The sequence below is a fragment of the Armatimonas sp. genome (genome assembly GCF_043757465.1).
In the GTDB taxonomy this organism is placed as follows: domain Bacteria; phylum Armatimonadota; class Armatimonadia; order Armatimonadales; family Armatimonadaceae; genus Armatimonas.
On sequence record NZ_JAYVPL010000069.1, the window covers coordinates 1 to 23,880 of the forward strand.

The window sequence follows — 23,880 nt, forward strand, 5'->3', positions numbered from 1 at the left end:
AAGTTTGTGGCTTGGGCTTCGTCGTTTAGATGGTTTGGAAGAGGGCTGGCAAATGGCGATGTCAGCCCTGTCGGGAAAAGATATGGGACAAGATTAGTCTTGAAGAGGGTGAAGTGCTCCTAAGAACGAATCATCGTCCGCTCTGCGGGGCCGCAAGCGTATTTCATCCACGCGACGGCTCGTTCATCTTTGCGCGAGCTGCATGGGAAAGCTCGGCGAGGTGGCCGTCGTTGGCGCGGACTTGCTCTAGGTACCTCAGGCGCTCGGGCGTGGCGGTGGCAATAAGTGTCTCGTGGTAGGCGCTCTCCACCCAGAACCGCGCACCGCCGCTAAGATAGTCACGGAGCTCTTGTAATTTCTCGTCGGGGTAGCGCTCACAGAGGTTCATCGTGAACATCCGCCGCCGGGTGCCGCCGCCAAACGCGGCGTGCTTGGTGTTGTGGTTGAAGACCAGCACATCGCCGGGTTGGGTTTCCAGCGCAATGGCGGGAATCTCGGGGCCGGTGATGCCCCAGAGGTCGCGGCTCTGGCGCAGATTCGCTTGCAGGTCTTCCGTGTAGCCTTCCCCGATCCGATGGCTTCCGGGGATCACGCGCAGACAGCCGGTGTCTTTTGTCAGCGGGTCGAGATAGAATGCGATCTTGATATGGCGCAACTGCCGGTGCCAACCGTCGGAGTGCCAGCCAGTATCCCCGACATAGTAGTTGCCATCGCTGCCCATGTAGTTAAAGTCATCGCCGCACAGTGCCTTGGCGATACCTAGAATCCGAGGATCATCGAGAAGAGCACAGAGCCGCTCGTGATGGTCCAAAAACTGGGCAATGCACGAGCGAGCCACTCCCTCGTGCGGACGGCCCGCGTGGCCGCCGCCATTGCTCTGCCAGATCGCCTCGAAGCCCTCAATGATCTCGCCAATGCTGTCAGAAAGCAGGTTAGGAAGGCCAATGTAGCCAAAAGTGTCGAAAAAGCGACGTTGCTGCTCGGTCATGTGTGGGAGTTCGCCACCCACGAAGAGGATTCCTGCCCGCCGCCACCGAACCCTGAGGCATGACTCTAATCCCTGCCCTTATTTTTTTCGCCGCCCTGCCGCAAAAGCCCGCCGTCTGGAAGCCGGAGCTAAACGGGGACCACCGCGCCGCACTGGAGCGCATCTCGCCCGACTCGCTCAAGGGTAATCTCTCCTTTCTAGCGTCCGATGCGCTGGAAGGCCGCGCCACGCCATCGCGTGGGTTGAACCTTGCCGCCGAGTACATTGCCGCACAGTTTCGCAAGGCGGGTCTGGAGCCCAGTGTTAAAACCGAGGCGGGGGAGAGCTATTTCCAAACCACAACTCTCAAGGCACGCGGCTCCGACGACGAGCAGCCCGTGCACAATGTGATTGGTGTGCTGCGCGGCTCCGATCCGAAGCTTAAGGACAGCTATATTATTGTCACAGCGCACTACGATCACCTGGGAACCAATCCCAATATGCCTGGCGACGATAAAATCTTCAACGGGGCCAACGACGATGGCAGCGGCACAATCGGGGTGATCGAGCTGGCGCAGGCGCTGAGTACGCTCAAGAAGCGCCCTAAGCGCAGTCTTGTTTTTATGACGTTCTTTGGCGAGGAGCGCGGCCTGCTGGGCTCGCGCTTCTACGGCAAGAACCCTGTCTTTCCGCTGAACCAGACCATCGCCCATATTAACTTAGAGCAGATAGGCCGCACCGATGACCGCGAAGGCCCACGGATCAGCGCCGCCTCGATGACGGGCTTTGATTTCTCCGACATCGGCCCTATCTTTGCGGTGGCTGGCAAAGTTATGGGCGTGGAGATTAGCAAGCACTCCAAAAACAGCGACGCGTTCTTTGGCCGCTCCGATAATCAGGCCCTCGCCGATCTCGGGGTTCCCGCCCACACGCTCTGCGTCGCCTATGTCTACCCTGACTACCACGGGGTCGCCGATCACTGGGAAAAGCTCGACTACCCCAACACCGCCAAAGTTCTGAAGGGAATCGCCCTGGGCATCCTCACCCTCGCCGATAGCCAGAACGAGCCCCGCTGGAACGCAGCCAACGAGAAAACCGCTCGCTACTTAAAGGCATGGCAGGAACGACAGGCGACAAAATAAATCACCCTGGACAAGGTACAATAAAAACTCCCCGTGCTAATACTTCAGACTATTGTCAACGGCCCCGAGCCTTGCCCCTACCTCGCCGATCAGAGCTGGACCATGAAGTACCAGCATATTGGTGAGATGGTCTCGGGCGAGTACGAGCGGCGCTTGCGCCTAGGCTGGTTTAAGTTCGGAGCGTTTTTGCAGCGCCCTGTCTGCGAAACCTGCCGGGAGTGCCTCTCGATGCGCGTGCCCATGAACGAGTGGCACCCCAATCGGATCCAGCGGCGTACTCTGGCAAAGAACGCGGACCTACGGGTTCAGGTGAGCACCCCCCCGCTCTGTGACCCCGAGCGCCTGCTGCTCTACAATCGCTATCGGATTGCCCAAACACAGGGAAAAGGCTGGACTCCCACCCTCATGGACACCACCGCCTACCAGCGGGAGTTTCTCGTAGGCCCCACAGACATGACCGAGATCAGTGTCTGGGAAGGAAACCGCCTGCGCGCTATTGTCCTCGCCGATGTGGAGCCTAATGCGGTGGCAGGAGTGACGCACTATTACGATCCCGACTGGAAAGAGCGCAGCATCGGGCTTTTCGCCATGCTCCAGACCTTCCTGCTGGCAAAGGAGCTGGGCAGACAGTGGGTCTACCTGGGCTACTACGTCCAAGACAGCCCGACGATGGGCTACAAGCTCCAGTTTCGCCCCTGTGAGCTGCGGGGTTGGGATGGCACCTGGAGCCGGATCGAGAAGTAGCGAAGTAGCAACAAAGACAACAAAAGAGCGGAGGCAGGAGAGTGCTTCGTCGCCGCCGAACTGAAGACTATGAAATCAGTCTGGAGCTTGCTCTCGGGGACACTTGTTTTGACAGGGCTTGCCTTTGCACAGCCCCCCGCGCCAAAGCTTGTATCAAAGATAGATTACAACCGCGATATTCGCCCCATTCTCTCCGCCAAGTGCTTTGCGTGCCACGGCCAAGACGAGAGTAAGCGAGTGGCAGGGCTACGGCTGGATCTACCCAACCGAGCAATTGTCTCCGGCGATATTCTCGCCAGCGCACTGACCCACCGGATTGGGCGCACCGACGCGCTCCAGATGCCGCCTGCGGACTCCGGCAAGACACTCACCCCAAGTGAGAGGACACTGCTCAAGCGCTGGATCGGCCAGGGCGGGCGCTACACTGAGCACTGGGCGTTCGCTTCTCTCCTCCCTCGCCGAGCAGGGGCAGGGGGGATAGATAGCTATATCACGGCGCGGCTGGCTCAAGAGGGCCTGACACTCTCACCTGCCACCGATAAAACGACCCTCATCCGGCGTGTCTCCCTGGACCTGACGGGCCTGCCGCCGACGCCGCAAGCGGTGGAGGCATTTCTAGCCGACAAGTCCCCCAGCGCCTACGAGAAAGTGGTGGATCACCTGCTCGCAAGCCCGCGCTACGGCGAAAAAATGGCGCAGCAGTGGATGGACATGGCACGCTACGCCGACTCCAACGGCTTTCAGAACGACCACGAGCGCTACCAGTGGCGCTGGCGCGACTGGGTAATCGAGGCGTTCAATAAGAATATGCCCTTTGATCAGTTCACCATCGAGCAGATTGCGGGTGATCTTTTACCCAATGCCACTATAAGCCAAAGACTAGCGACAGGATTCAATAGAAATCATCGCATCAACACGGAAGGTGGCTTGATCGCCGAGGAATGGCGCGTTGAAGGCGTGATAGATCGCCTAGAGACGGTCGGTTCGGTCTGGATGGGGCTCTCCGTGGGCTGTGCACGCTGCCACGACCACAAGTACGATCCCATCAGCCAACGCGAATTTTACGCGCTTTTTTCCTACTTCAACAATGTCCCCGAGAGCGGCGCGGGCGTCGAGGGAGTTAATATCAATACTCCACCAACCCTCAAGGCTCCGAGCACCCAGGAAACAACACGGCTTGCGGAGCTAGGCAAAAAAGTGGCTGAGGGGGAGTCGTCCGTGAAAGTCGCGGAGCAGAAGCTCCCCGGCCTGCTGGCGGCGTGGGAGGCGAGCGGGGCGGCGGCAAAGTATCCGATCACCGCATGGCGCGGCGCGAAGCCCACCAAAGCCACGGCGGAGAGCGCAAAGCTTGCCATCCAGCCCGATAACCAGCTTCTGGCAAGCGGCAAGAACGGCGATACCGAGACCTACACACTCACGTTCCCTCTCGATAACAAGTCCGTGCGGGGGATTCGACTAGAAATATTCCCAGAAAAGGGCCAGGTCGGGCGCTCCACCAATGGGAACTTTGTCCTAACGGATGTCATGCTCGAAGGCACACGGCCTACAAAAGCGATCGCAGACTTTGCGCAGTCCGGCAACCCGGCGAGCGATGCCATTGACACGGACCCCAAAACGGGCTGGGGAATCTATGGCCAGACCGACAAGCCACACACCGCGACATTTATCTGGGAGAAGCCCATCCGCCCGCTTCGTGGCGAGAGCGTGACACTCAGGCTGATCTTTAACTCGCAGTACGGCCAGCACCAGTTCGCCCGCTTCCGTGTCTCCCTCACAGACACCGAAAACCCACAGGCGGAGGGCATTCCCCCCGCAGGCACGCCTGAGCGGCTCGCCTGGTTCCGAGCCAATATCGAAAACGAAGCACGGGTCTCGGACCGACAATTTGCGGTTGCCAAGAAAGCATTAACGGACTACGATGCCACGATTCCGGCGACGATGGTGATGGCGGAGATGGAAAAACCGCGCAAGTGCTATGTCCTCAAGCGCGGCCAGTACGACCAGCCCGGCGACGAAGTGCAGCCGGGTCTGCCCGCAGCCTTTGGGAAGCTTCCTGCGGGTGTCCCCAACAACCGACTTGGATTTGCAAAGTGGATTGCCAGCGCACAGAACCCCCTCACAGCCCGGGTCTTTGCGAACCGGCTCTGGGAGAAGTTCTTCGGGATGGGCCTTGTCGCCACAACCGAAGACTTCGGCACCCGTGCCGAGTACCCGAGTCATCCTGAGCTACTCGACTGGCTCGCCAGTGAGTTCATCCGGCTCCAGTGGGACATGAAAGCGATCCAGAAGACCATTGTTCTGAGCGCGACCTACCGCCAGAGCTCAAAAACGATTCCTACCCTCCTCAAACGTGACCCCGAGAACCGTCTCCTTGCACACGGCCCCCGCCTGCGCCTACCCGGCGAGGTGATCCGCGATCAGGTGCTCCTAGCGGGCGGGCTCCTGGTGGAGAAGCTCGGGGGGCGCAGCGTGCGGCCCTACCAGCCCGATGGCTTTTGGGACGAGCTTAATGTCTACGGGAATCTCAGGAACTACAAGAACGATACGCTGCCCGATGGCCTCTACCGGCGTAGTCTCTACACGATCTGGAAGCGCAGTGCCGGGCCACCGACCATGGGCCTCTTTGATGTGCCGGGCCGCGACACGTGCCGTGTCAAGCGCAGCCGCACCAATACGCCACTCCAGGCACTGGCACTACTCAATGAAGTGACCTTTGTGGAGGCGGCGCGTATGATCGGGCAACGCATGCTGCTTGAAGGCGGCTCAACTCCCGAAACACGCATCACCTGGGCCTACCAAACACTACTCTCGCGCCGCCCGAGTGCCCAAGAGCTTGCAATCCACAAGGCGGGCCTGGCGAAGCGCCTCGCACGCTACCAAGCGGCACCTGAGGAGGCGCAAAAACTACTCGCCCTTGGTGAGACAAAACCCGATCCGAAGTGCGCACCCTCAGAGCTCGCCGCCTACGCGATGACCGCAAGTATCCTACTCAACCTTGATGAGGCCATCACCCGGGAATAAGCGACAAGCTATTCCAATGTGAATCGAACCATTAGAAAAATTACCTCTGAACCTGAAAAACCTATCATGCGTCCGTAAGGATAAGACTGCCGATGATGGAATTGAGATTGAGGTTAAAAAGACAATGAACCACTTAAAAGACGTAGCACTGTGTTCGGGTCGGGATGTTACCCACTCCCGTCGTGAGTTCCTCAGCCGGACGGGGCTGGGTATCGGGGGGCTGGCACTCTCCGCACTTTTTGCATCCGAAACTCATGCCAGCTCTGAGGTGCATGCCGATGCGGGCAACACACTGACGGCGGCAAAAAAAGCACCGCTACCATCTAAAGCCAAGCACGTCATCCATATCTTCGCGTCGGGAGCCCCCTCGCACCTAGATACGTTTGACCCAAAGCCGGGCATGGAAAAGTTTCGTGGGCAGAGTGTCTCAGGCTCTAGCGGTGTGATCTTCCCCTCACCCTTCAAGTTTAGTAAGTGCGGGCAGAGTGGGCTGGAGATCAGCGAGCTCTTCCCGAACCTACAAAAGCTCGCCGACGATATGTGTGTGATTCGCACCATGAAGACCGATATTCCGGCGCATCCGGTAGCGGCCAAGATGATGCACACGGGCTCCGCACAGCTCGTCAAGCCAAGCCTGGGGAGCTGGGTGCTCTACGGCCTGGGCACGGACAATCAAGACCTGCCCGGCTTCGTGACGCTTGGGGGGAGCCCCGAGTGGCGGCAGTCGTCGTTTTTACCCAGCCCCTTCCAGGGAACCCGTGCGGATTTTGCGCCTGGCAAGCCCGTAGACAAAGTCTTGCTGAATCTCAAAAATGAGTTTAGCTCCTCAGAAGCGCAGCGCATGCAGCTTGATTTAGCGCGGCAGCTCAACACGAACCACAGCACCAAGTTCCAACACGACGAGCAGCTTGAAGCGCGCATTGACTCTTTCGAGCTGGCTTTCAAGATGCAGACAGCGGCCACCGATGCCTTTGATATCACCAAAGAGCCCGCCGCTGTGCGAGCAAAATACGGCACCTCAGACTTTGGTGGGAAGCTGCTCTGCGCCCGGCGATTAGTGGAGCGGGGTGTGCGTTTTGTGCAAGTAGAGATCGGGGGCTGGGATCATCACCAGCAACTTGTGCAGAGCCTCACCAAAAAGACCAATGAAATGGATCAGCCCGTGGCGGCACTGATCGCGGATCTCAAAGAGCGCGGCCTGCTCGACTCAACGCTGGTGATCTGGGGCGGCGAGTTTGGACGCACTCCCACCACGGCGGGCAGCATCAACGACCAGTCGGGCCGTGACCACCACGCACGCTGTTTCTCGGCGTTTATGGCGGGTGGCGGCGTGAAGGGGGGAATACACTACGGCGAGACCGACGAGCTGGGAATGAATGTCGCCGACAAGCCCGTGCCTGTCCATGACTTCCACGCGACAATCTTGCGTGTACTGGGCTTTGACCACACCAAGCTTACCTATCGCTACAACGGGCGCGACTTCCGCCTGACCGACAACTACGGGAATATCATCAATGAAATCCTGGCTTAAACTCGGCGGCCCTGCCGCCGCTCTGGGGATGGTGCTTACGGCGGGGGCGCAGAAACCCACGCCACCCGCACAAGCACTCACCCCAGAGCAGACAAAGCTCTTTGAGAGCAAGATTCGCCCGATCTTAACGGGTAAGTGTGCGCCGTGCCATGTCGACGGGGTTGCCAAAGGTGGCCTCTCGCTGGACTTTCGGGAGTCATGGCAGCTCGGCGGGGGGAGTGGCCCGGCTATTGTTCCCGGTAGCCCTGACAAGAGCCCCTTGCTCCAACGGGTGAAGGCCACTGCGAACCAGATGCCGCCCGGAGGCCATCTCTCAGCCAGCGAGATCGCGGCGCTGGAGTCCTGGATTAAGATGGGCGCACCCGATCCCCGAAGCGCCACGGCAGTGAAGACCACCTCCAAGCTCACCGGAATGACCGATAAGGCGCGAAATCACTGGGCATTTCAGCCCGTCGAGAAACCCGCAATTCCCAAGGTGAAGAACGCGGCGTGGGTAAAAAACCCCATTGATAGCTTTGTGCTGGCGAAGCTAGAGGCCAGTGGCATGGCCCCGAGTCCCGCCGCCAGCCGCGCCACTCTGATCCGCCGTGCGTACTACGATCTGGTTGGAATGCCTCCCACAGTGGAGGAAGTCAGGACATTTTTGGCCGACAAATCCCCTACGGCCTGGGAAAAAGTGGTGGACACGCTTTTAGCCTCACCTCACTACGGCGAGCGCTGGGGGCGGCACTGGCTCGATACCGTGCGCTACTCAGATACCACAGGGGCGGCTCAGGCCGGGCAGAATCGGCTTGCGGATTTCCGCTACGCCAATGCCTGGACCTACCGTGACTGGGTGATCGGGGCGATCAATAAAGACACGCCCTACAATGAGTTTCTGATGGCGCAGCTTGCAGCCGATCAGATCTCCACCACCAAAGACGACCCCGCGCAGCTTGCCGCGCTGGGCTTTCTGACGGTCGGGAAGCGCTTTCAGGATAAGAACGATCTGATTGACGAGCGCATTGATACTGTCACCAAAGCGACCATGGGCATCACTGTGGCCTGTGCGCGCTGCCACGACCACAAGTTCGACCCGATCCCCACTGCCGACTACTACTCGCTCTACGGCATCTTCAACTCCATTGAGGAGCCCGAAATCGGGCCAGAGATCCCTGGCAGCGGCGATCCTGAGCAGCGCGGTGACTATGAGAGACAAGAAAAAGTGCTCCTGGATAAGGGCCGTGTCGCGTACTACGAGTATGTCGGGGAGAAGCTAGAGGCGTTCCAGCAAAAAGCGGCGGGCTACCTGATGCTCGCCACGGCCAACGCACGCTCCAAAGAGGGCAGTGAGCTAGCACAAAAATACGGCATCAATCCGTCGAATACCCGTGAGCGCGATACGATTCGCATCCTGCAACAAGCGGTTCGAAGCAGTAAAGAGTCGGCTGCGGTACTGGGGCCTTTCACTGCCCTCCAGCGCCTCCCTGAGGGGAGTTTCTCCACACAGTATGCCCAAACAATCGGACGGATGCTCGGAACCGCACCCACCGTGGCCACGCCGCAGGGACGCTTCGCGAAACAGCGCGCGATTCCACAGCGCGGGGCGAATCTGCCCGTGAGGCCGGTCAATGCGCTGGTCACCCAGGAGCTGTCAAGCCTTAAGCCGCGCTCCCTCGCCGAGGTGGCGGAGGCGTATGGGCGCCTCTTTGCCAAAGTGGCCGTGCAGCGCGATGCCTACATTGAGGCGCGCAAGAAAAACCAGGTGCTCAGTGTGGACAGTGCCACCGCGCAGCTCATCGAGTTCCCGCTGGAGCTGCCACCCGCCTCGGAGTTTAACACAACCAGTAGCCTGCGTAAGCTGGCCAGTCGCTTCAATGCCGATAACCGGGCGGCGGCACGCTTCCCCTTCGACGAGCTCAATCGCTTGCAGCTTACCCACCCTGGTGCGCCCGGCCATGCGATGGTTGTTACAGATATAGAAAGCCCCAGTGACGCGCGTATCCTGATCCGTGGCGAGAAACAGCGCCCAGGTGAGGTGGTTCCCCGCCGTGTCTTCGCACTCTGCACACCCGGTTCTGAGCCGCAGCCCATAAAGGCCGGATCCGGAAGGCTGGATCTTGCACGAGCGATCGCGGCACCGTCGAACCCGCTGACGGCGCGCACCGTGGTCAACCGGGCGTGGATGCACCACTTCGGGCAGGGCTTTATCCGCACCGCCGATGATCTGGGCAATATGAGCGAGAACCCCAGCCACCCGGAGCTGCTGGACTGGCTGTCGGGGCGCTTCATGGAGACGGGCTGGAGCCTCAAGAAGCTTCACAAGTGGGTTCTGCTCTCCAATACCTACCAGCAGAGCCCCGACACTCAACCTGCCTACGAGAAGAAAGACCCTGCCAATCGGCTTCTCTGGCGTGCGAATCTGCGGCGGCTAGACTTTGAGTCCATCCGCGATACGATGGTAGCTCTCACCGGCAAGCTCGACCCCGTACTGGGCGGCAAGCCCGTGAATATCACCGATGAGCCCTATGTCTACCGACGTTCAGTCTACGGCTACATTGACCGGCTCTTCCTCTCGGACTTGCTCACACAGTTCGATGTGAGCGATCCGACCATGACCAACACGGGGCGCATCTCCACCATTGTCCCGCAGCAGGCGCTCTTCTTCATGAACAGCGCGATGGCGGTGGATGTGGCGCGGCAGGTGGTGCGGCGCGACGAAGTGGGGAAGGCACAGACAGACGAGGAGAAAATTAAGTCTATCTATCTGATCCTCTACCAGCGCTCGCCCAAGCCCGAGGAGATTCAGGCGGGGCTAGGCTTCTTGGGCAAGATCGGAAGCGCCGCTCAGGGTGCTGAAGCCAGTAATACGGCGACGGCAACCAGCAAAGGGCGTCTGCAAAAGCGCCCCGTCGCGAAGCCCCCCCAGAAAAAGGGGATGGGAGTGGGTAAGTTCGCCCCTATCCGCAACAACACCGAGATGGTGGAGCGCAAGGCACTGGACAACTGGGAGCTCTACACGCAGGCACTGCTCTGCTCCAATGAGTTCGTCTACGTGAGCTAGCACACCCTAAAAAGCCGGGGGAGGAAATCCCCCGGCAATAAGGCCTTTAGATAATCCCCTCACATTCCCATAATAACGTCATGCAACAAACAGCCCCGGTTCTACACGAGATCGAGGTTAATGTTGCACGTCTTCTCGGAGCGGGTCTGACACTCATGGCTCAGACACCGTTTTTTGTACATCAACCTCTGCCGTCCGTCTCCATGGAGGAGTTTGCCGACGCACTCAATAACTTGGAGGGGCGCAACCGCTCCATTATTCTCGATGCCTCTCTGGGCGAGGATGCCCTCCTGGCAATGCATCGCAATGCCACCCGTATCACGCAGCTTGGTGTCCTACGGCGCGTTGTGCGACATCTGGAGCGCAGTGTGGCACTCCTCTCTGAAAGGGAGCGGGTACTTGTCGTGCGCTTTTTAGGCCCTTCCGCCGATAGCATTTTTCTTTTGGGAACGCGCATTCTCGCGTATCTTCTCCATCAGGACTCGGCAGAAAAGCTCCCCATGGAACACTTTACCTGGGAGCTGCTCATGGTGGATGGAGCGCTTCAGGCAGCACAGGAAGAAATCCACACCACCCGGCAGCTAGGCAGCAACGGACGTCGGTATGCCCGGGCGACCCTCTGGTCTTTCCAGGTGGCTCGGGATGCCTTACTGATTATCGGCAGCCGCTAATAAACCGGAACCCCCATAGCCGGTTCTGGGTAAACAGTAGAAGTGAGTAAAGAGACTCGACAAGGACTAATTCTCGAAGGACCGCTTGCACGGGGTGTCTTCTTGGTAGCGATGCCTTCCGTGGCTATGATGCTGGTGCAGACCTTCAATGGCTTTCTGGATCGTTTTTTCGTGAGTAAGCTCGGCCCCGAGGCGCTCGCCGCCGTGACAATCTGCACGTCGTGGATGTGGCTGCTTCTGGCCGCCGCAATGGCCGTCTCCACCGGAACGACGGCGCTGGTAGGGCGCTTTATAGGGGCAGGTAAGGTCGGTAGCTCGGAACAGGCAGCCACTGCACTGCGAGACGCCGCCTCAGCAACCCGCCAGTCTATTCTTCTGAGCCTGATGATCTCCCTTGTAGTAGGGGCTTGTCTGGTGCTCGTGCGCCGCCCTCTGCTCATTGTCCAGGGGCTGGATGCCCATGCACTTCCTCTGGCCGAGCCGTACTTGCTGATTCTGGCGCTAGGGCAGCCGGTGCAGTTTCTGGTAATGATTCTGGGGGGGGTCTTTCGTGGGCTAGGCGACACCACCCGCCCGTTTCTTGTCACCCTGGGCTCCGTGGCCATCCATGCGGTGGGAAATGCGATTCTCATTCCCCGTATCGGTATCGCAGGCGGTGCACTGGCGCTGATTGCCTCGCAGGTGCTGGCACTGGCACTGACCGTGTATTTTCTGCGGCGTAGCCCGGTAGCGGCAGGGCTGGGTGGCCCCTGGAGACTGGACACCACCTGGGCCTGGCGCATCCTCAAGATAGGGCTTCTGGCGGCGCTTCAGCAGCTTATCCGCGTGGGCTCGATGCTCGTCTTTCAGGGCATGCTCGCCCGCTCGTCGGCAGGAAGTGCGGCGGTCGCAGCCCTGGGAGTGGGCCTGCTTTTTGAGAGTATCGCCTTCATGCCCGGTTTTGGCTACTCCATCGCGGCAGCGGCGTTTGTGGGCCAGAACCTGGGGGCGGGCAATGTAAAGCGTGCCAATGCCGGAGCATGGGCGGCAACCTGGCAGGCAATCGCGGTGATGAGCGTGATGGGAGGGATCTGCTATGTCTTTGCGGCCCCCTTTGCCCACATCTTCCTCCAGCACGGCAGCGACCCGGCACAGAACGCTCGGGCGGACGAGACACTAAGGCTCGCGGTTGCGTATCTTAAGATCGTGGCGATCTCGGAGCCCTTTCTCGCGCTAGGAATGGGCCTGGTGGGTGGTCTTCAGGGCGCAGGGGAGACGATGAGTCCGACGGTTCTCACCATCGTGACGATGATCTTTATCCGCCTCCCGCTGGCGTGGTTTCTGCTTAGAAACTACGGTCTGAATGGTGCCTGGTGGGCCATGAGCCTCTCCACGATTTTGCAAGGACTCTGCGTTATTGTTGTCTTCCGCCAGGGCCGCTGGCAAAAAATACAGGTTTAGTGTGAGCTACTTCGAGGCGGGCATAATGGGCTTGCCTGCCGCTCCCTGAATCCCCGCGCTGCTGTAGGCATTTATCTGCTTGCCCTGCTTTTCTACCCGTGCACGGGCGAACTCTGCCTCTTTCGACTGCGGGAAGCTTATCCAGTTCGGGTCGCCATCGGAGATGTAGCGCCCACCGCCCGGAGCGGCTAGTTTCTCCACCCAGAAACGAATGCCGTTGAGACCGTCTATGGAGTTGATGCGCTCCAAGCGCAGGGGGTTGTATTTCAGAGAAGCAGGCGAGGGAATCGGGCGCCAAGCGGCATCGAAGGCGGCTTTGTAGGCGTAGCTGTGCCCATTGTCCGTCCCTTTGAGGAGGAGTGGCCAGAGGGCTTTATTCTTGGGATACTTGCCCATCGGGAGCGCAATTGCCTCTAGTTTAGCCTCCGGGTTGAGATCCGTGACGAGTTTATCCGCCCCCGCAACCTCCTGCTGGAGCTGCACGGCGGTGTAACCCGAAAAGCTCTTGTGGACAATGGAGTGATTGGCGATCTCACAGCCGCTCTTCACGAGGTAGGCGATCTTGTCCTTGCCCATCCCCGTTTGTCCAAACGACTCGTTAGTGACTTTTGACTTTGGCAAGACAAAAAATGTCGCCTTGAGTTTCCAGTCCGGGTGCGCCTTGACAAAGCGCTCCAGAACACCGAGTGCGCAGTTCGGGGCCACTTGCGGCCCCTCTGCTGTCTGAAGCAGGTCGAACTGAGTCCGCCGCGCATCATCGAAAGTAAGCGCCACGGGGCTCTTGCCCGCCGGGACATCCAGCTGATTGTTGATGATATCCGAGGCGTTGACAAGATAAAAGCCCTTGTCGTAGAGCAGCTGAAGATCTTTCTCAAAAGAGGCGACCGTGCGATCCAGAGGAGTATTCTTCCCACTCTTGCCGATATCGTGGTACATGATCACTGGGATCTTACCCAGCTCGTCGGGAGCGTTCTTGGTCAGGTCGAGTTTGGGAGGCTTCGGCGCGGGTGCTGGCTCCGGTGTGGGGGTCGGAACAACTTTTCTGAACTTCGGGCAGCCTGTTAGCGCAATCAGAGGGAGGCAAAAGATAAGGGGGAGGATTCTCACGAAATCATTATATCGCCCAATTCCGATGTAATATAGGGGCTGTCTCTACTGATTTCTTAGTACAACTCGCAAGAGTTGTTCTCAGAAGAAACGAAGGAGAGATACTATGCAAGCCCCACGTGGCATGTTGTTTTTACAGCTCAGCGGTGCCGCTCTGATACTGGTCGCGACCACACTCTATCAGAACCGCACCGCTCTCATTCCCCAGGAGACCACGCCCCTCACACGCCGAACCACTTACGAGCGCTACAAGAGTGTTCTGAACCTCCTTGAGACCGATCGCCCGGCCGCAGCAGCGGCGCTACTGGCATCGTTCCCCGAGGATAAGCTGGGAATTAACAATGCCTTGCTCAAGGATCAGTTCGCCGACTACTCGCCCGCAATGCTCTTTTTGCACATTGGCAAATTGCTCTCCCGGCACGCTGCCGATGCGGCACGTAGCGGCTCGGAACATCAGGCACGGCTCCTGGTCGGTACCTGCGAGCTTCTCCAGCAACGGCTAGAGCGCGGTGGCAGGAGCGACGAGAGCATCCCAGAGCTGGAGCAGCGCCTGCAGGTGTCGCGGCTGCTCCGACAGCTTACCCAGCGTACGGAAGCGACCATCACGCTCTATCACAGCTCATAGAAGCGTGCGGCGTTGTCGTAGAAGAGCTTACGTTGCTCGGGCTCAGGGCGGGTAGCCATAAGAGCCTTGAGGGTGGTAATCCAGTCCTTGAGGCTCGCACGCAGCGTACAGACCGGCCAGTCGCTGGCAAAAATCACCCGCTCTGGCCCAAAGGCATCGAGTGTCTGGTTGATAGACGGTGCGAGCTGCTCGGCAAACGGGACACCGGGCATCGTCCCTGCGATAATTCCGCTGATCTTGACAACGGTGTTGGAGCAGGCAGCCACCTGCTCCAGCCCACGCTTCCAGGTGTCCTGCTGCGCTGCTGTTCCGGTCACGGGGGCGTTGCCGCAGTGGTCCAGCACGAAACGTGTCTCTGGGCATTTTTTGGCCAGCGCCGCGCCATCGGCCAGCTCTCCGGAGCGCAGGCATAGATCAAAACGCAGCTTGCGTTTTCCTAACTCCCGCACGCCCGCCACAAACTCCGGACTCAGGCAGTAGCCCTGTGCCAGCCCCCCATGGAGCACCTGGCGAATGCCCTTCAGGTGCGGGCTCGCGATCTTATCCAGATACGCCTTAAAATCTGCCGCTACGGGATCGCCCCCGACCACCGCGCCCACCATCAGGTTCTTGGGATCGTCGCAGAGCCCAAAAACATACTGCGCCTCCGCCTCGCGCTGATCAAGCCGCACGTCCACCTCCATGTAGATCGTCGCCGTGATCCCCAGCCCCGCCGCCGCCTTGGCATAGTCGTCGGGCGTGTGGCTCTTACTCAGTGGCTCCGTCGCACTGGCAAGCCAAGGCAGGTCAAAGCGCGTCCGATCCCAGAGATGCTGGTGTGTGTCAATGATTCGCATGGCAGAATTATAGCAACAAGAGCACAATAATGGGGAGGCCGCCGGTTTTCAACCGGCGGCGACAAAGGCAGGAAAATCTCCCCGCGCCGTCGAAGCAACTGCCATGAACGAAAAACTTTCGAAAAATGAACTTCCTTTGGAGCAGCGTGGCCTCCTGACACGCCGCAGTCTCTTACTTAAGGCGGGGGCAACTGCCGCCGCTGCGGTGATTACCGACCTACTCACTTCCGGCGATGCCGAGGCCGCGCAGAACGCGCCTAAGCTAGTTTTGGGCGTGGGTTCGCTACGCTACGAGTGTGTCCATGATTGGCTCGTGCCGCCCGCCACACACAAGTGGGGCGATACCCAAGGCGTCGCCCAAGACGAAAAAGGCAACATCTATATTTCACACACCGTTGGTGGGGATAGTAAGAGCGACGATGCGATCTATGTGTTCAGCAAAGACGGTAAGTTTCTGCGCTCGTTTGGCTCACAGTTCAAGGGCGGTGGCCACGGGCTCGACATTCGCAAGGAGAGCGGTGTAGAGTATCTTTACCACTGCGACACAGGGCACCGTAAAGTTGTGAAGACCACACTGGAGGGAAACACGCTCTGGAGCAAGGCTCTCAACGATCTGATTGTGGACACGGGACGACTGTATAAAGTCAACTCCCCGTTTATTCCGACCAATGTGGCGCTGGCTCCCAATGGGGATTTCTATATCACCGATGGCTACGGTTCGGACTACATCACACAGTACAACATCAAGGGCGAGTTTATCCGTGTCTTTGGCGGCAAGGGCAAGGAGCCAGGGAAGGTTCTCCAGGCACACGGGATCTGGGTAGACACGCGTGGAAAAGAGCCGCAGGTTGTGGTGGCGGATCGCGCCAACAGCCGACTTCAGTACTTCACCCTAGACGGCAAGCACATCAAGTTCGACACCGACGGCATGCGCCAGCCGTGTCACTTCCATGTTCAGGGCGATCTTTTGCTCGTGCCGGATCTGCGTAGCATTGTCACGGTGCTCGATAAGAACAATAAAGTGGCAGCGGCGCTGGGCGATGGCACGACGGTTACCAACCTTCCGGGCCGTGGCCGTCCGCGCAGTGAGTTCGTGGCGGGCAAGTTTGTGCATCCGCACTCCGCGAAGTTCCTTCACAACGGCGATATTCTTGTGGTAGAGTGGCTGCCGATTGGCCGCGTGACGCTGCTCAAGAAGCTTAGCTAGCCCATGCGAGGCGCACTGGCCCTTCTGTATCTTCTTGTGATTGGCAGTGTCCTGCTGGAAGCCTTCGAGGGGCTGGTGCTCCCGCGCCGGATCAGCCGACCGCTCCGTGCGGTCGGCTATTTCTATCGGTTTCTCTGGCTGAGCTGGCGTCGCCTCGGGCGGCGCTTGCGACCCGGGATGCGCGACGATTGGTTCGCGGTTTTTGGCCCCTTCTCGATTCTGACGCTCTTTGTGAGCTGGGGCATGCTCTTGGTGTTCGCCTTCGCGGGTCTGGGTTGGTCACTCCAGCTTCCGATCAGCGCCCCAGAAGCAATCCCGACCTTCGCGACCTATCTCTACCTCTCCGCGACCACGTTTATTACCCTCGGCTTTGGCGATGTCGCCCCGCGCACCAATCTTGCCCGCGCTATCACGGACTGTGAGGCGGCGCTCGGCTTTGGCTTTCTCGCCATCGTGATTGCCTACCTGCCCGTGCTCTACCAAGCGTTCGCAAGGCGCGAAGTGGAGATCGGCATGCTCGATGCCCGCGCCTCGACTCCCCCCAGTGCAGGCGAGCTTCTGCGGCGCATCGGCGGCTGCCCCGACCTGGGCGATCTCAAAGACACACTGAAAAACTGGGAGCGCTGGTCAGCGGAGCTGCTCGAAAGCCATCTCTCCTACCCTTCGCTCATGTACTGGCGCTCGCAGCACGACCGGCAGAGCTGGCTGGGAACCCTCACGGCGATTCTCGATACCTGCGCTCTGATTATCGCCACTCAGCCTAAAAGTGCTTTGCTCTACCAGGCGCGCCTGACGTTTGCGATGGCACGCCATGCCGCCGTGGACCTGCGCCTCGCACTGAATCAAACGCCGATCACGCCGGATCGCCTCCCCGAAGCCGAACAGCAAGCCCTCTTCGCTCTCCTCACCGAGGCAGGAATGACACTCGACACGTCGCCCGAGGCCCACGCCCACTTACGCGAGCTCCGCACCCTCTACGAGCCGCATCTTGCCGCGATGGCCCAGTGGCTGGAGCTTTCGCTTCCCACTATCGCGCCTAACCCCAACGCCCACGACCACTGGCGCATGAGCACCGATCCGCGTGGGCATTTTTTCAATATTGAGTGATCGCCCCCCGGGATCGCTCCCGTTCATGGGGGTGACACCTCAAATTCTCTTTCTTCAATACTCCCCGACGACTCCAGCGGCTTGCCGTCTAAGCTGCGGCGCACCCGCCAGGCGCGTTTGGAGAACTCTACCGTTCTGACCCGTAGCGCGTCGTGGGCTTCAAACTGCGGGTGGCGGACATAGAACCCGCCGGGCGGGAGAAGAAGCTCACCGGTCTCATACAGCTCCGTCTCGCTCTGGTTGATAAGAACATACGTCTTATCCGAGTAGTGCGCCTCCTCTACAAGAAAGTCCGGGGTGAGGAACTCATGGGCGGTTAGGAATGCAGGAAAGGTGAGGGCGTGAAGCGGGCAGAGAATCGCCACTTGGGGGCGAAGTGTGGTCAGCATTTCCTTACTTGCACCATCGATAATCCCAGTGGGCAACGCCAGATAGGGTGGATTGAGTCGCAATAAGGCTTTGAGGAAGAAGGTTTTATCAAAATAGGACACCCCAGAAAAGCACACCACAGAATCACGATAGATAGCGCTTAGCAAGGGAACCGACTGGGATTTTTTACTTTGCTGACTTCCGTTGAATAACATCTCCAAGGTAAAGTCAGCCGCAACGGCTAACCAATCTAGGCCCCCAATCTCTCCCTGAAGGCTAACGAGAGAGCTGTTTTTAGAAATTTCCGCCAGCGTCTGCTCCATAAAATCCCACCAAGATGTCGTGAGGGGAACTGATGTAAACTTAACATAAGCAATCGCTGTATCTCCCCCATAAGCTTGCTGACTCTCCTCGATTGTGAGTCGCTCGTCTTGTGCATCTACAGGGCGAACAACAGCGTAGTAGCCAGCTTCTTTTATTTCTTTAAAAGTCTGTGGTACTTCCCCATCGGGGATTTCATGGCCGTAATTGTAGCGAAGCTGAAGGATTGCTTGGCTCATCCCCAGCTCATCTTGCAACAAGCGAAGATACTTTGATATTTGAATAATTCCTTCGCTATGAGCATCTACTTTGACAAATGCAGCTCCGACCAGTGCTGCCTTAGAGGGGTTATCGCGGAGTTTTTTGCGAAGTGTTCGATGATTGCGTTCACCAATGAGTTTTTCACGATAGGCATGAGCAATAGCAATATAGTCACCATCAGGTACCAGAATGATGCGAATATCAAGACGTCTCCGCTCTGGATCACGAAGGAAAATCCAGTTTGTGGAAGCTGATTGTGTGCTGTGACGTGATAGTTCTGCTGTGGCATACGCCGAATCAGTGATTAGAGCAAGTGCACTCGCTGGCTGACATGCTCCGAAAAACGGCATTGTCAAGCCTTCCCAAGATCGCCAAACTGGCAAGCGATCACCATCACGAACCTCTGCTGATCGTAGCAGTAACCCCTCTCCTTGAGGAATTACGAGGTTTCCTGTATCGTCCACCCGGCACAGCCCTGGTAGCAATCCCACACGCTCCAGTAAATGCGTTTTGCTGTCGCGGCTGGCCTCCACCGTGAGCTGGATTTCTTTGGGGCCGCAGATCAGATAGATGTCCACGGGGACGCCGCCCGGCGCATCGAGGCCCAGCAAGATGCGCTTGCCCGCCGCGCTCATTTTTTCGGCGATGCTGATGAGCTTGCAGTCGCTAAAATCCGTTCGGGCAATCGCTCCCGTCTCGCGCTCTTTTAGCTCGATCCAGCCCAGCGAGAGATTCGTCGCCCAGACGGTTTTGGTGACGGTCTCGGTGAGCGAGTAGGTGAGGTTTGTGCGATCCAGTACGAACTCATAATCGCCAAACGCAATCCGAAAGAGGGTATTCACGGGTTGAGTGTACCCCCGCCGTCTGTCGCGGAGCGACTTTGTGGCCGCAGGTCAGGAGCGCAGCGAGCCGCCCACGTTCATGTGGGCAGCGAGACGGAACGCCAGGGCGAAGATGGTCAGCACCGGGTTGAAGCCGCCGTTGGTGACGTGGACGCTCCCATCCCCCACAAAGACATTCTCGAAGCCATGCACGCGCCCGTTGCGATCCACCACGCCCACGCGGGGGTCGTCGCTCATGCGGCAGGTGCCCGCCTGGTGCTGACCGCCGGAGAGAGAGGGCGTGGTCGGAGGGCCGCCCCAGACCTGCGTCGCCCCGGAGGCTTGCAGCCACTCGACGGCTTTTTTCTGCAAAAACTGTCCCGTGCGGATCGTCTCCGGGTGCGTCGTGCCGGAGAGCCGCGCCACGGGGAGGCCCCAGCGGTCTTTGACATTTGGATCCAGCGTGACGCGAGCATCGGGCGAGGGAATGTCCTGCACGGGGCCTTTGATGTCCGAGAGATAGCGGTAGTGGTTGCGCAGCCAGTCTTTCGCCTCCTTTCCCCAGGTCGGCACGCCCGGTGCACGGTAGCGCTTCCAAGCAATAATCGGCAGCAGGATAAACTCATCGGCGAGCATCCCCCCGCCGATCACGCCCTCGTTGCCGTGGCTCCACTCGGTCGTTGCCGTGGTGACACCCGGCCCAAGGCCGTCCCAGATGTCTTCCGGAAAGAGCGCCGTGGCTCCCACATAGACATGCCCTTGCAGGTGCCGCCCGACGTGATCGTTGCCAATTCCAGAAAGTTGGAGAAGTCGCGCTGACTCTATTGCACCTGCCGCCACGACAATCTGCTCCGCCGTCGCCGTTTTGGCTTCGTCACCGATAAAGTACGTCACGCCGCTGGCGCGCTTGCCGTCGTGGTGGATCTTGGCCGCCATCGCGCCTGTTTGTAAGAAAAGCCTTCCCGTGAGCTTGCCACGCGCAATCAGCGTGTTCTGCGAGCCGTTTTTCGCGTCCACCGGGCAGGCAAACCCGACGCAGTGGAGGCAGCGGGTGCAGGCGGGCCGCCCATTGTACTCGGTTGAGTTGATCGCCAGCGGCACGGGCAGTGTTCGCCAGCCCAGTGCCTCCGCGCCTTTTTGGTAGATCGCCCCTTGCTTGGTGATTGCCATCGGGGGCATCGGGTAATCGCGTCTGTACTCCGGCAGATGAAACATTGCGCTTGCCTGACCGCACACCCCGATCTCGTGCTCCGCCTGCTCATAAAACGGCACGAGCTCTTGGTAGTCTATCGGCCAGTCCGCCAGCGACGAGCCATCCGGGATGCCGTAGGTGGAGGCCATCTTGAAGTCCAGCGGGTGGAAGCGCCACGCCTGCGCCCCATAAACCCGTGTCCCGCCGCCGACAATCGCCGCGTTAGCATGGTAGCCCCCGTCCCAGGGCTGCACTCTATGGTTATTGGCAACCCGTGGATGGTCGGCGTCCGGCCCCGCATTATGCCCGTAGTGCGAGAGGCGCTGGTTTCTCAGATGATCCCGTCCGACTTCCTCAAAGCTAGGCTCCCCGCCGCGCTCCAGAAGTAGTACCCGTCGCCCCGCCTCGGCTAACAAGCCCGCCACCACCCCGCCGCCCGCCCCGGAGCCGATCACAATCACATCATAGTCGCACAGCATGAGGTAAGGTTCGCGTTCGCGGTATAATTTTCCTATGCCTTATTCAGCGGAGATCAGCCGCGCCAAGCCGACGGCGTTTTGTTTTTTGATAGATCAGTCCGGCTCGATGGACGACCCGTATGGGATGGACTCGGGCAAGCGCAAGTGCGATGCGGTAGCCGATGCGGTCAACCGTCTCATCGCCACCCTGGTACTACGCTGCGCCAAGGGCGAGGATGTGCGCGATTACTTCCAGATCGCCGTGATTGGCTACGGCGGCGCGGTGCGCACGGGCTTTGGCGGACAGCTTGCGGGGCGGCAGTTCGTGCCCATCTCCGAGGTCGCCGACAACCCCTTGCGGGTGGAGACGCGTGCCCGGAAAGAGGACGATGGAACGGGGGGCCTGATCGAGCGTCAGGTGCGCTTCCCCGTCTGGTTCGAGCCCATGGCCAATGGCAACACCCCCATGGTCGCCGCCGTGGAAGAGGCCCATCAGATCGTCAAAGCCTGGACGGAGCTCTACCCACTCTCCTATCCACCGAGCATTATCAATATCTCCGACGGCGAGCCCACCGACGGCTCGCCCCGCCCTGCCACCGACAAGCTCAAGAGCCTGGGTACCAACGATGGCAAGGCACTTCTCTTTAATATTCACCTCTCTGGGGTCGCCAAGCGACCCGTCGAGTTCCCCGACACGCAGCTTGGCCTACCCGATGAGTACGCGCAGATGCTCTTCGAGATCAGCAGTGTGCTGCCCCCCAAGCTCCGCGACGAGGCACGACGGGAGGGGTTCACCACCACGGAGAGCTCACGTGGCTTCGCTTTCAATGCGGATCTGCGCTCGCTGGTACAGTTCCTCGATATCGGGACACGCACGGCGGATCTGCGCTAGCCATGAAACGGATCCGTGCACTCACCGCCCCCAAAGACGGCAACACCGAGGAGCAGTACGAGGATGCCTGGGCGCTCTCCGACGAGCGGCCTCTCCTCGCGGTAGCGGATGGCGCATCAGCGGCTGTCTATGCCCGAGAGTGGGCGGAGCTACTGGTGACAGAGTTCGCCCATGGTGCGCCCTTTCCCGCGGACGACGAGGTATTCTGGGAGCGGGTCAGTGTGCTGGGAGCGCAGTGGCAGAAAAGTGTCAGCACCGGCGCGACAACCTGGTACGCGCAGGAAAAGCTTCCTCAGGGCTCGCAAGCGTCCTTGCTGGTGCTAGACTTTGAGCCACAGAATCGCCAGCTCACGGCGCGAGCGATTGGCGATGTGTGTCTTTTTTTAGTGGTGAATGACATGCTGCACTACGCCTTCCCCCTCACCAAGTCCCGGCAGTTCAATACGCACCCCGGCTTAGTTGCCACCGATCCTGATGCCCTCAAAGACCGCCCCGAGATCGTCCGGTTTAGCGCCAAGCTCCCTCCTGCCTCCGTGCGCCTCTTCGCCTGCTCGGATGCCGTCGCCGCTTGGTTCCTGCTGGAGTACGAGCGCAAGCGCAAGCCCTGGAACCTTATCCCCAGCGACACTATTTTCCCCGCCTGGCTGAAGGGCACCCGCGAGAGCGGCGCTCTCAAAAACGATGATGTCACCATTATCGAGCTAGAAGTCTAAGCTCCCCTTAAGCCGATCCGCATTGGGGAGCTTGACGATAGCTGTTAGAGTTATTTTGCAGTGGTATTGATCACAAAAGCGCGGCCTTCCTCGCCTTCCTGAATCCGAAGGGTCTTGGCACCCGCGGCGGCAGGTACGGCAATGACAATACGGGCCTTCCCTTCCTCGCCGGGCCTTAGCGTCCCGTTGGCGCTCTCGGCACTTCTGAGCTTGAGAATCTGCGACTCTTCCAGCTTCTCGCCGTCGGTCGTCACGAGCTCGGCCTTGAACGTGCCGCCAGAGTACTCCAGCGGTCGGTTGAGAAGGTTCTTGTATGTCAAGGTCACTACTGCATAGTGCTTGCCCTCCTCTGGGTCCTCACCACTAGGTTGCTTTGCCTGAAACGTAATGCTATCCACACGAAGATCGAACGATCCCGTAGTGTAGAAAGTGCCGACCAGACCGCCGGGAATTTCCCGCCGTGCGGTGGTGCCCGCCGTGTCTGCGGGATCGGCAATGGGCGGCGTGAGCGGCGTGACCTTGCCGCGCAAGTCGTAGCGCAGCACACGGCCGCCTCCGCGCTGGACGATCAGCTTAGGCACGGGGCCATCTGCGGGCACTTTCAGGGCTGTGAAGACATCGAGTTTCTGAGCGGGTTTGAGCTGCACGCTTAGCGACTCCGCCGAACCGTCACGTGCGACCCAAGAGGACAGGTGGTTGACATCCTTGGCATCCACAGCGGTGAAAACAAGGCTTTCCCAGTAGAAGTCCATGTCACTTGACTGCGGATTTTGGACAGAATAGTGAAGAATGAGCAGCTTTTCATCGGCTTTGGGGATCGCCTCATCACTGACATTGGCGATCTGAACCGGTCGTGTACTGTACTCCGCGCTCCGGAGCGTGATGACAAGCTCCTGATTTTTTTCACCAATCATGTAGGGAACACTCAGGCGGCCATTATCACCCGCCAGCTCCGTGGCTGCCTTAACTCCGGTTGCTGGTTTGACTGTTGGCGGCTGTGCCGGAGCGGGTTTTGGTTTAGGAGTGGGTTTCTTAGCCTGATGCGACGCTGCAGGGCGCGGGGTAGCCATCAACACGCCAAATAGGGCAGCAATGCCCGCCATCACGGGCGCGTTCCGGACAAAGTGGGGTAACATATAATTTCCTCCTTCGGCGCATAATAGCGCCACAAGCTCTAACTAAATTCGCCTGATACATTAAATATCCTCCTCGAGATGCTGGCTGGGCACGGTCATTCAGTTTTAACCTCCCCCTGCCTCGTTCCTCGGCTTCCCCCTCCGACTCTCGGTCGTTCCTCCCTGCGAAGGGGGACAAAATAGGAATCTGACTTTACCATCTTGATCTCTTGTACCCCCTTCGCGGAGCCGGAGGGGGTCGGCGAAGCCGGGGGGAGGCAAAAACTGAATAGCCGT

General features: G+C 59.3%; 18 protein-coding genes. 12 read left to right on the plus strand and 6 right to left on the minus strand.

From position 1 onward, the window contains the following. Positions 1 to 163 precede the first annotated feature (163 nt). Positions 164 to 988: a phytanoyl-CoA dioxygenase family protein gene (locus ACH2ED_RS08725; RefSeq protein WP_395090257.1), complete on the minus strand. Its 825-nt coding sequence runs from the start codon at positions 986 to 988 to the stop codon at positions 164 to 166. 59 nt (positions 989 to 1,047) lie between these two features. On the opposite strand from ACH2ED_RS08725, the gene ACH2ED_RS08730 reads away from it, so the two are divergent. The 7 genes from ACH2ED_RS08730 to ACH2ED_RS08760 all read left to right on the plus strand — a co-directional run bounded on the left by ACH2ED_RS08730 (position 1,048) and on the right by ACH2ED_RS08760 (position 12,559). Beyond that, the gene (locus ACH2ED_RS08730) at positions 1,048 to 2,109 is read left to right on the plus strand and encodes a M28 family peptidase (protein ID WP_395090259.1); all 1,062 of its coding nucleotides are present in this window, start codon (positions 1,048 to 1,050) and stop codon (positions 2,107 to 2,109) included. Between the two features lie 33 nt (positions 2,110 to 2,142). After that, positions 2,143 to 2,853, plus strand: a complete 711-nt coding sequence (locus tag ACH2ED_RS08735) for a hypothetical protein (protein WP_395090261.1) — start codon at positions 2,143 to 2,145, stop codon at positions 2,851 to 2,853. Between the two features lie 69 nt (positions 2,854 to 2,922). Beyond that, positions 2,923 to 5,874, plus strand: a complete 2,952-nt coding sequence (locus ACH2ED_RS08740; protein ID WP_395090263.1) for a PSD1 and planctomycete cytochrome C domain-containing protein — start codon at positions 2,923 to 2,925, stop codon at positions 5,872 to 5,874. Between the two features lie 124 nt (positions 5,875 to 5,998). Beyond that, entirely contained in the window at positions 5,999 to 7,405 is a 1,407-nt protein-coding gene (locus tag ACH2ED_RS08745; RefSeq protein ID WP_395090264.1) for a DUF1501 domain-containing protein, read from the plus strand. After that, entirely contained in the window at positions 7,389 to 10,448 is a 3,060-nt protein-coding gene (locus ACH2ED_RS08750) for a DUF1553 domain-containing protein (protein WP_395090266.1), read from the plus strand. Before ACH2ED_RS08745 ends, ACH2ED_RS08750 begins: the two co-directional genes overlap by 17 nt. Positions 10,449 to 10,528: 80 nt before the next feature. Further along, entirely contained in the window at positions 10,529 to 11,119 is a 591-nt protein-coding gene (locus tag ACH2ED_RS08755) for a hypothetical protein (protein WP_395090268.1), read from the plus strand. A gap of 42 nt (positions 11,120 to 11,161) precedes the next feature. Continuing rightward, positions 11,162 to 12,559: an MATE family efflux transporter gene (locus ACH2ED_RS08760; protein WP_395090270.1), complete on the plus strand. Its 1,398-nt coding sequence runs from the start codon at positions 11,162 to 11,164 to the stop codon at positions 12,557 to 12,559. 6 nt (positions 12,560 to 12,565) lie between these two features. Here the strand turns inward: ACH2ED_RS08760 and ACH2ED_RS08765 are convergent, their stop codons facing one another. Further along, on the minus strand, positions 12,566 to 13,666 hold the full coding sequence (locus ACH2ED_RS08765; RefSeq protein WP_395090272.1) for a polysaccharide deacetylase family protein: 1,101 nt from the start codon (positions 13,664 to 13,666) through the stop codon (positions 12,566 to 12,568). A 106-nt stretch (positions 13,667 to 13,772) separates the two neighbouring features. On the opposite strand from ACH2ED_RS08765, the gene ACH2ED_RS08770 reads away from it, so the two are divergent. After that, complete coding sequence (locus ACH2ED_RS08770) at positions 13,773 to 14,291, plus strand: hypothetical protein (protein ID WP_395090273.1); 519 nt, start codon at positions 13,773 to 13,775, stop codon at positions 14,289 to 14,291. Here the strand turns inward: ACH2ED_RS08770 and ACH2ED_RS08775 are convergent. Further along, positions 14,279 to 15,127 (minus strand): amidohydrolase family protein, encoded by an 849-nt coding sequence (locus ACH2ED_RS08775; protein ID WP_395090275.1) that lies wholly within the window; start codon positions 15,125 to 15,127, stop codon positions 14,279 to 14,281. The two genes, ACH2ED_RS08770 and ACH2ED_RS08775, sit on opposite strands and share 13 nt — an antisense overlap. A 103-nt stretch (positions 15,128 to 15,230) precedes the next feature. On the opposite strand from ACH2ED_RS08775, the gene ACH2ED_RS08780 reads away from it, so the two are divergent. Beyond that, positions 15,231 to 16,334, plus strand: coding sequence for a hypothetical protein (locus ACH2ED_RS08780; protein ID WP_395090277.1), 1,104 nt, complete (start codon positions 15,231 to 15,233; stop codon positions 16,332 to 16,334). Between the two features lie 3 nt (positions 16,335 to 16,337). Then, positions 16,338 to 17,441: a potassium channel family protein gene (locus tag ACH2ED_RS08785; protein WP_395090278.1), complete on the plus strand. Its 1,104-nt coding sequence runs from the start codon at positions 16,338 to 16,340 to the stop codon at positions 17,439 to 17,441. Between the two features lie 23 nt (positions 17,442 to 17,464). On the opposite strand, the gene ACH2ED_RS08790 is transcribed toward ACH2ED_RS08785, so the two are convergent. Beyond that, positions 17,465 to 19,234: a hypothetical protein gene (locus ACH2ED_RS08790; protein WP_395090280.1), complete on the minus strand. Its 1,770-nt coding sequence runs from the start codon at positions 19,232 to 19,234 to the stop codon at positions 17,465 to 17,467. A 51-nt stretch (positions 19,235 to 19,285) separates the two neighbouring features. Beyond that, positions 19,286 to 20,884 carry a GMC family oxidoreductase gene (locus tag ACH2ED_RS08795; protein ID WP_395090281.1) on the minus strand — a complete coding sequence of 533 codons (1,599 nt, stop codon included), beginning with the start codon at positions 20,882 to 20,884 and terminating at the stop codon, positions 19,286 to 19,288. 34 nt (positions 20,885 to 20,918) lie between these two features. Between ACH2ED_RS08795 and ACH2ED_RS08800 the strand changes: the two genes are divergently transcribed. Both ACH2ED_RS08800 and ACH2ED_RS08805 read left to right on the plus strand, forming a co-directional pair. Beyond that, the gene (locus tag ACH2ED_RS08800; protein WP_395090283.1) at positions 20,919 to 21,755 is read left to right on the plus strand and encodes a VWA domain-containing protein; all 837 of its coding nucleotides are present in this window, start codon (positions 20,919 to 20,921) and stop codon (positions 21,753 to 21,755) included. 2 nt (positions 21,756 to 21,757) lie between these two features. Further along, positions 21,758 to 22,468 (plus strand): hypothetical protein, encoded by a 711-nt coding sequence (locus ACH2ED_RS08805; protein WP_395090284.1) that lies wholly within the window; start codon positions 21,758 to 21,760, stop codon positions 22,466 to 22,468. 50 nt (positions 22,469 to 22,518) lie between these two features. Here the strand turns inward: ACH2ED_RS08805 and ACH2ED_RS08810 are convergent, their stop codons facing one another. Then, complete coding sequence (locus ACH2ED_RS08810; RefSeq protein WP_395090285.1) at positions 22,519 to 23,604, minus strand: DUF4352 domain-containing protein; 1,086 nt, start codon at positions 23,602 to 23,604, stop codon at positions 22,519 to 22,521. Positions 23,605 to 23,880 lie beyond the last annotated feature (276 nt).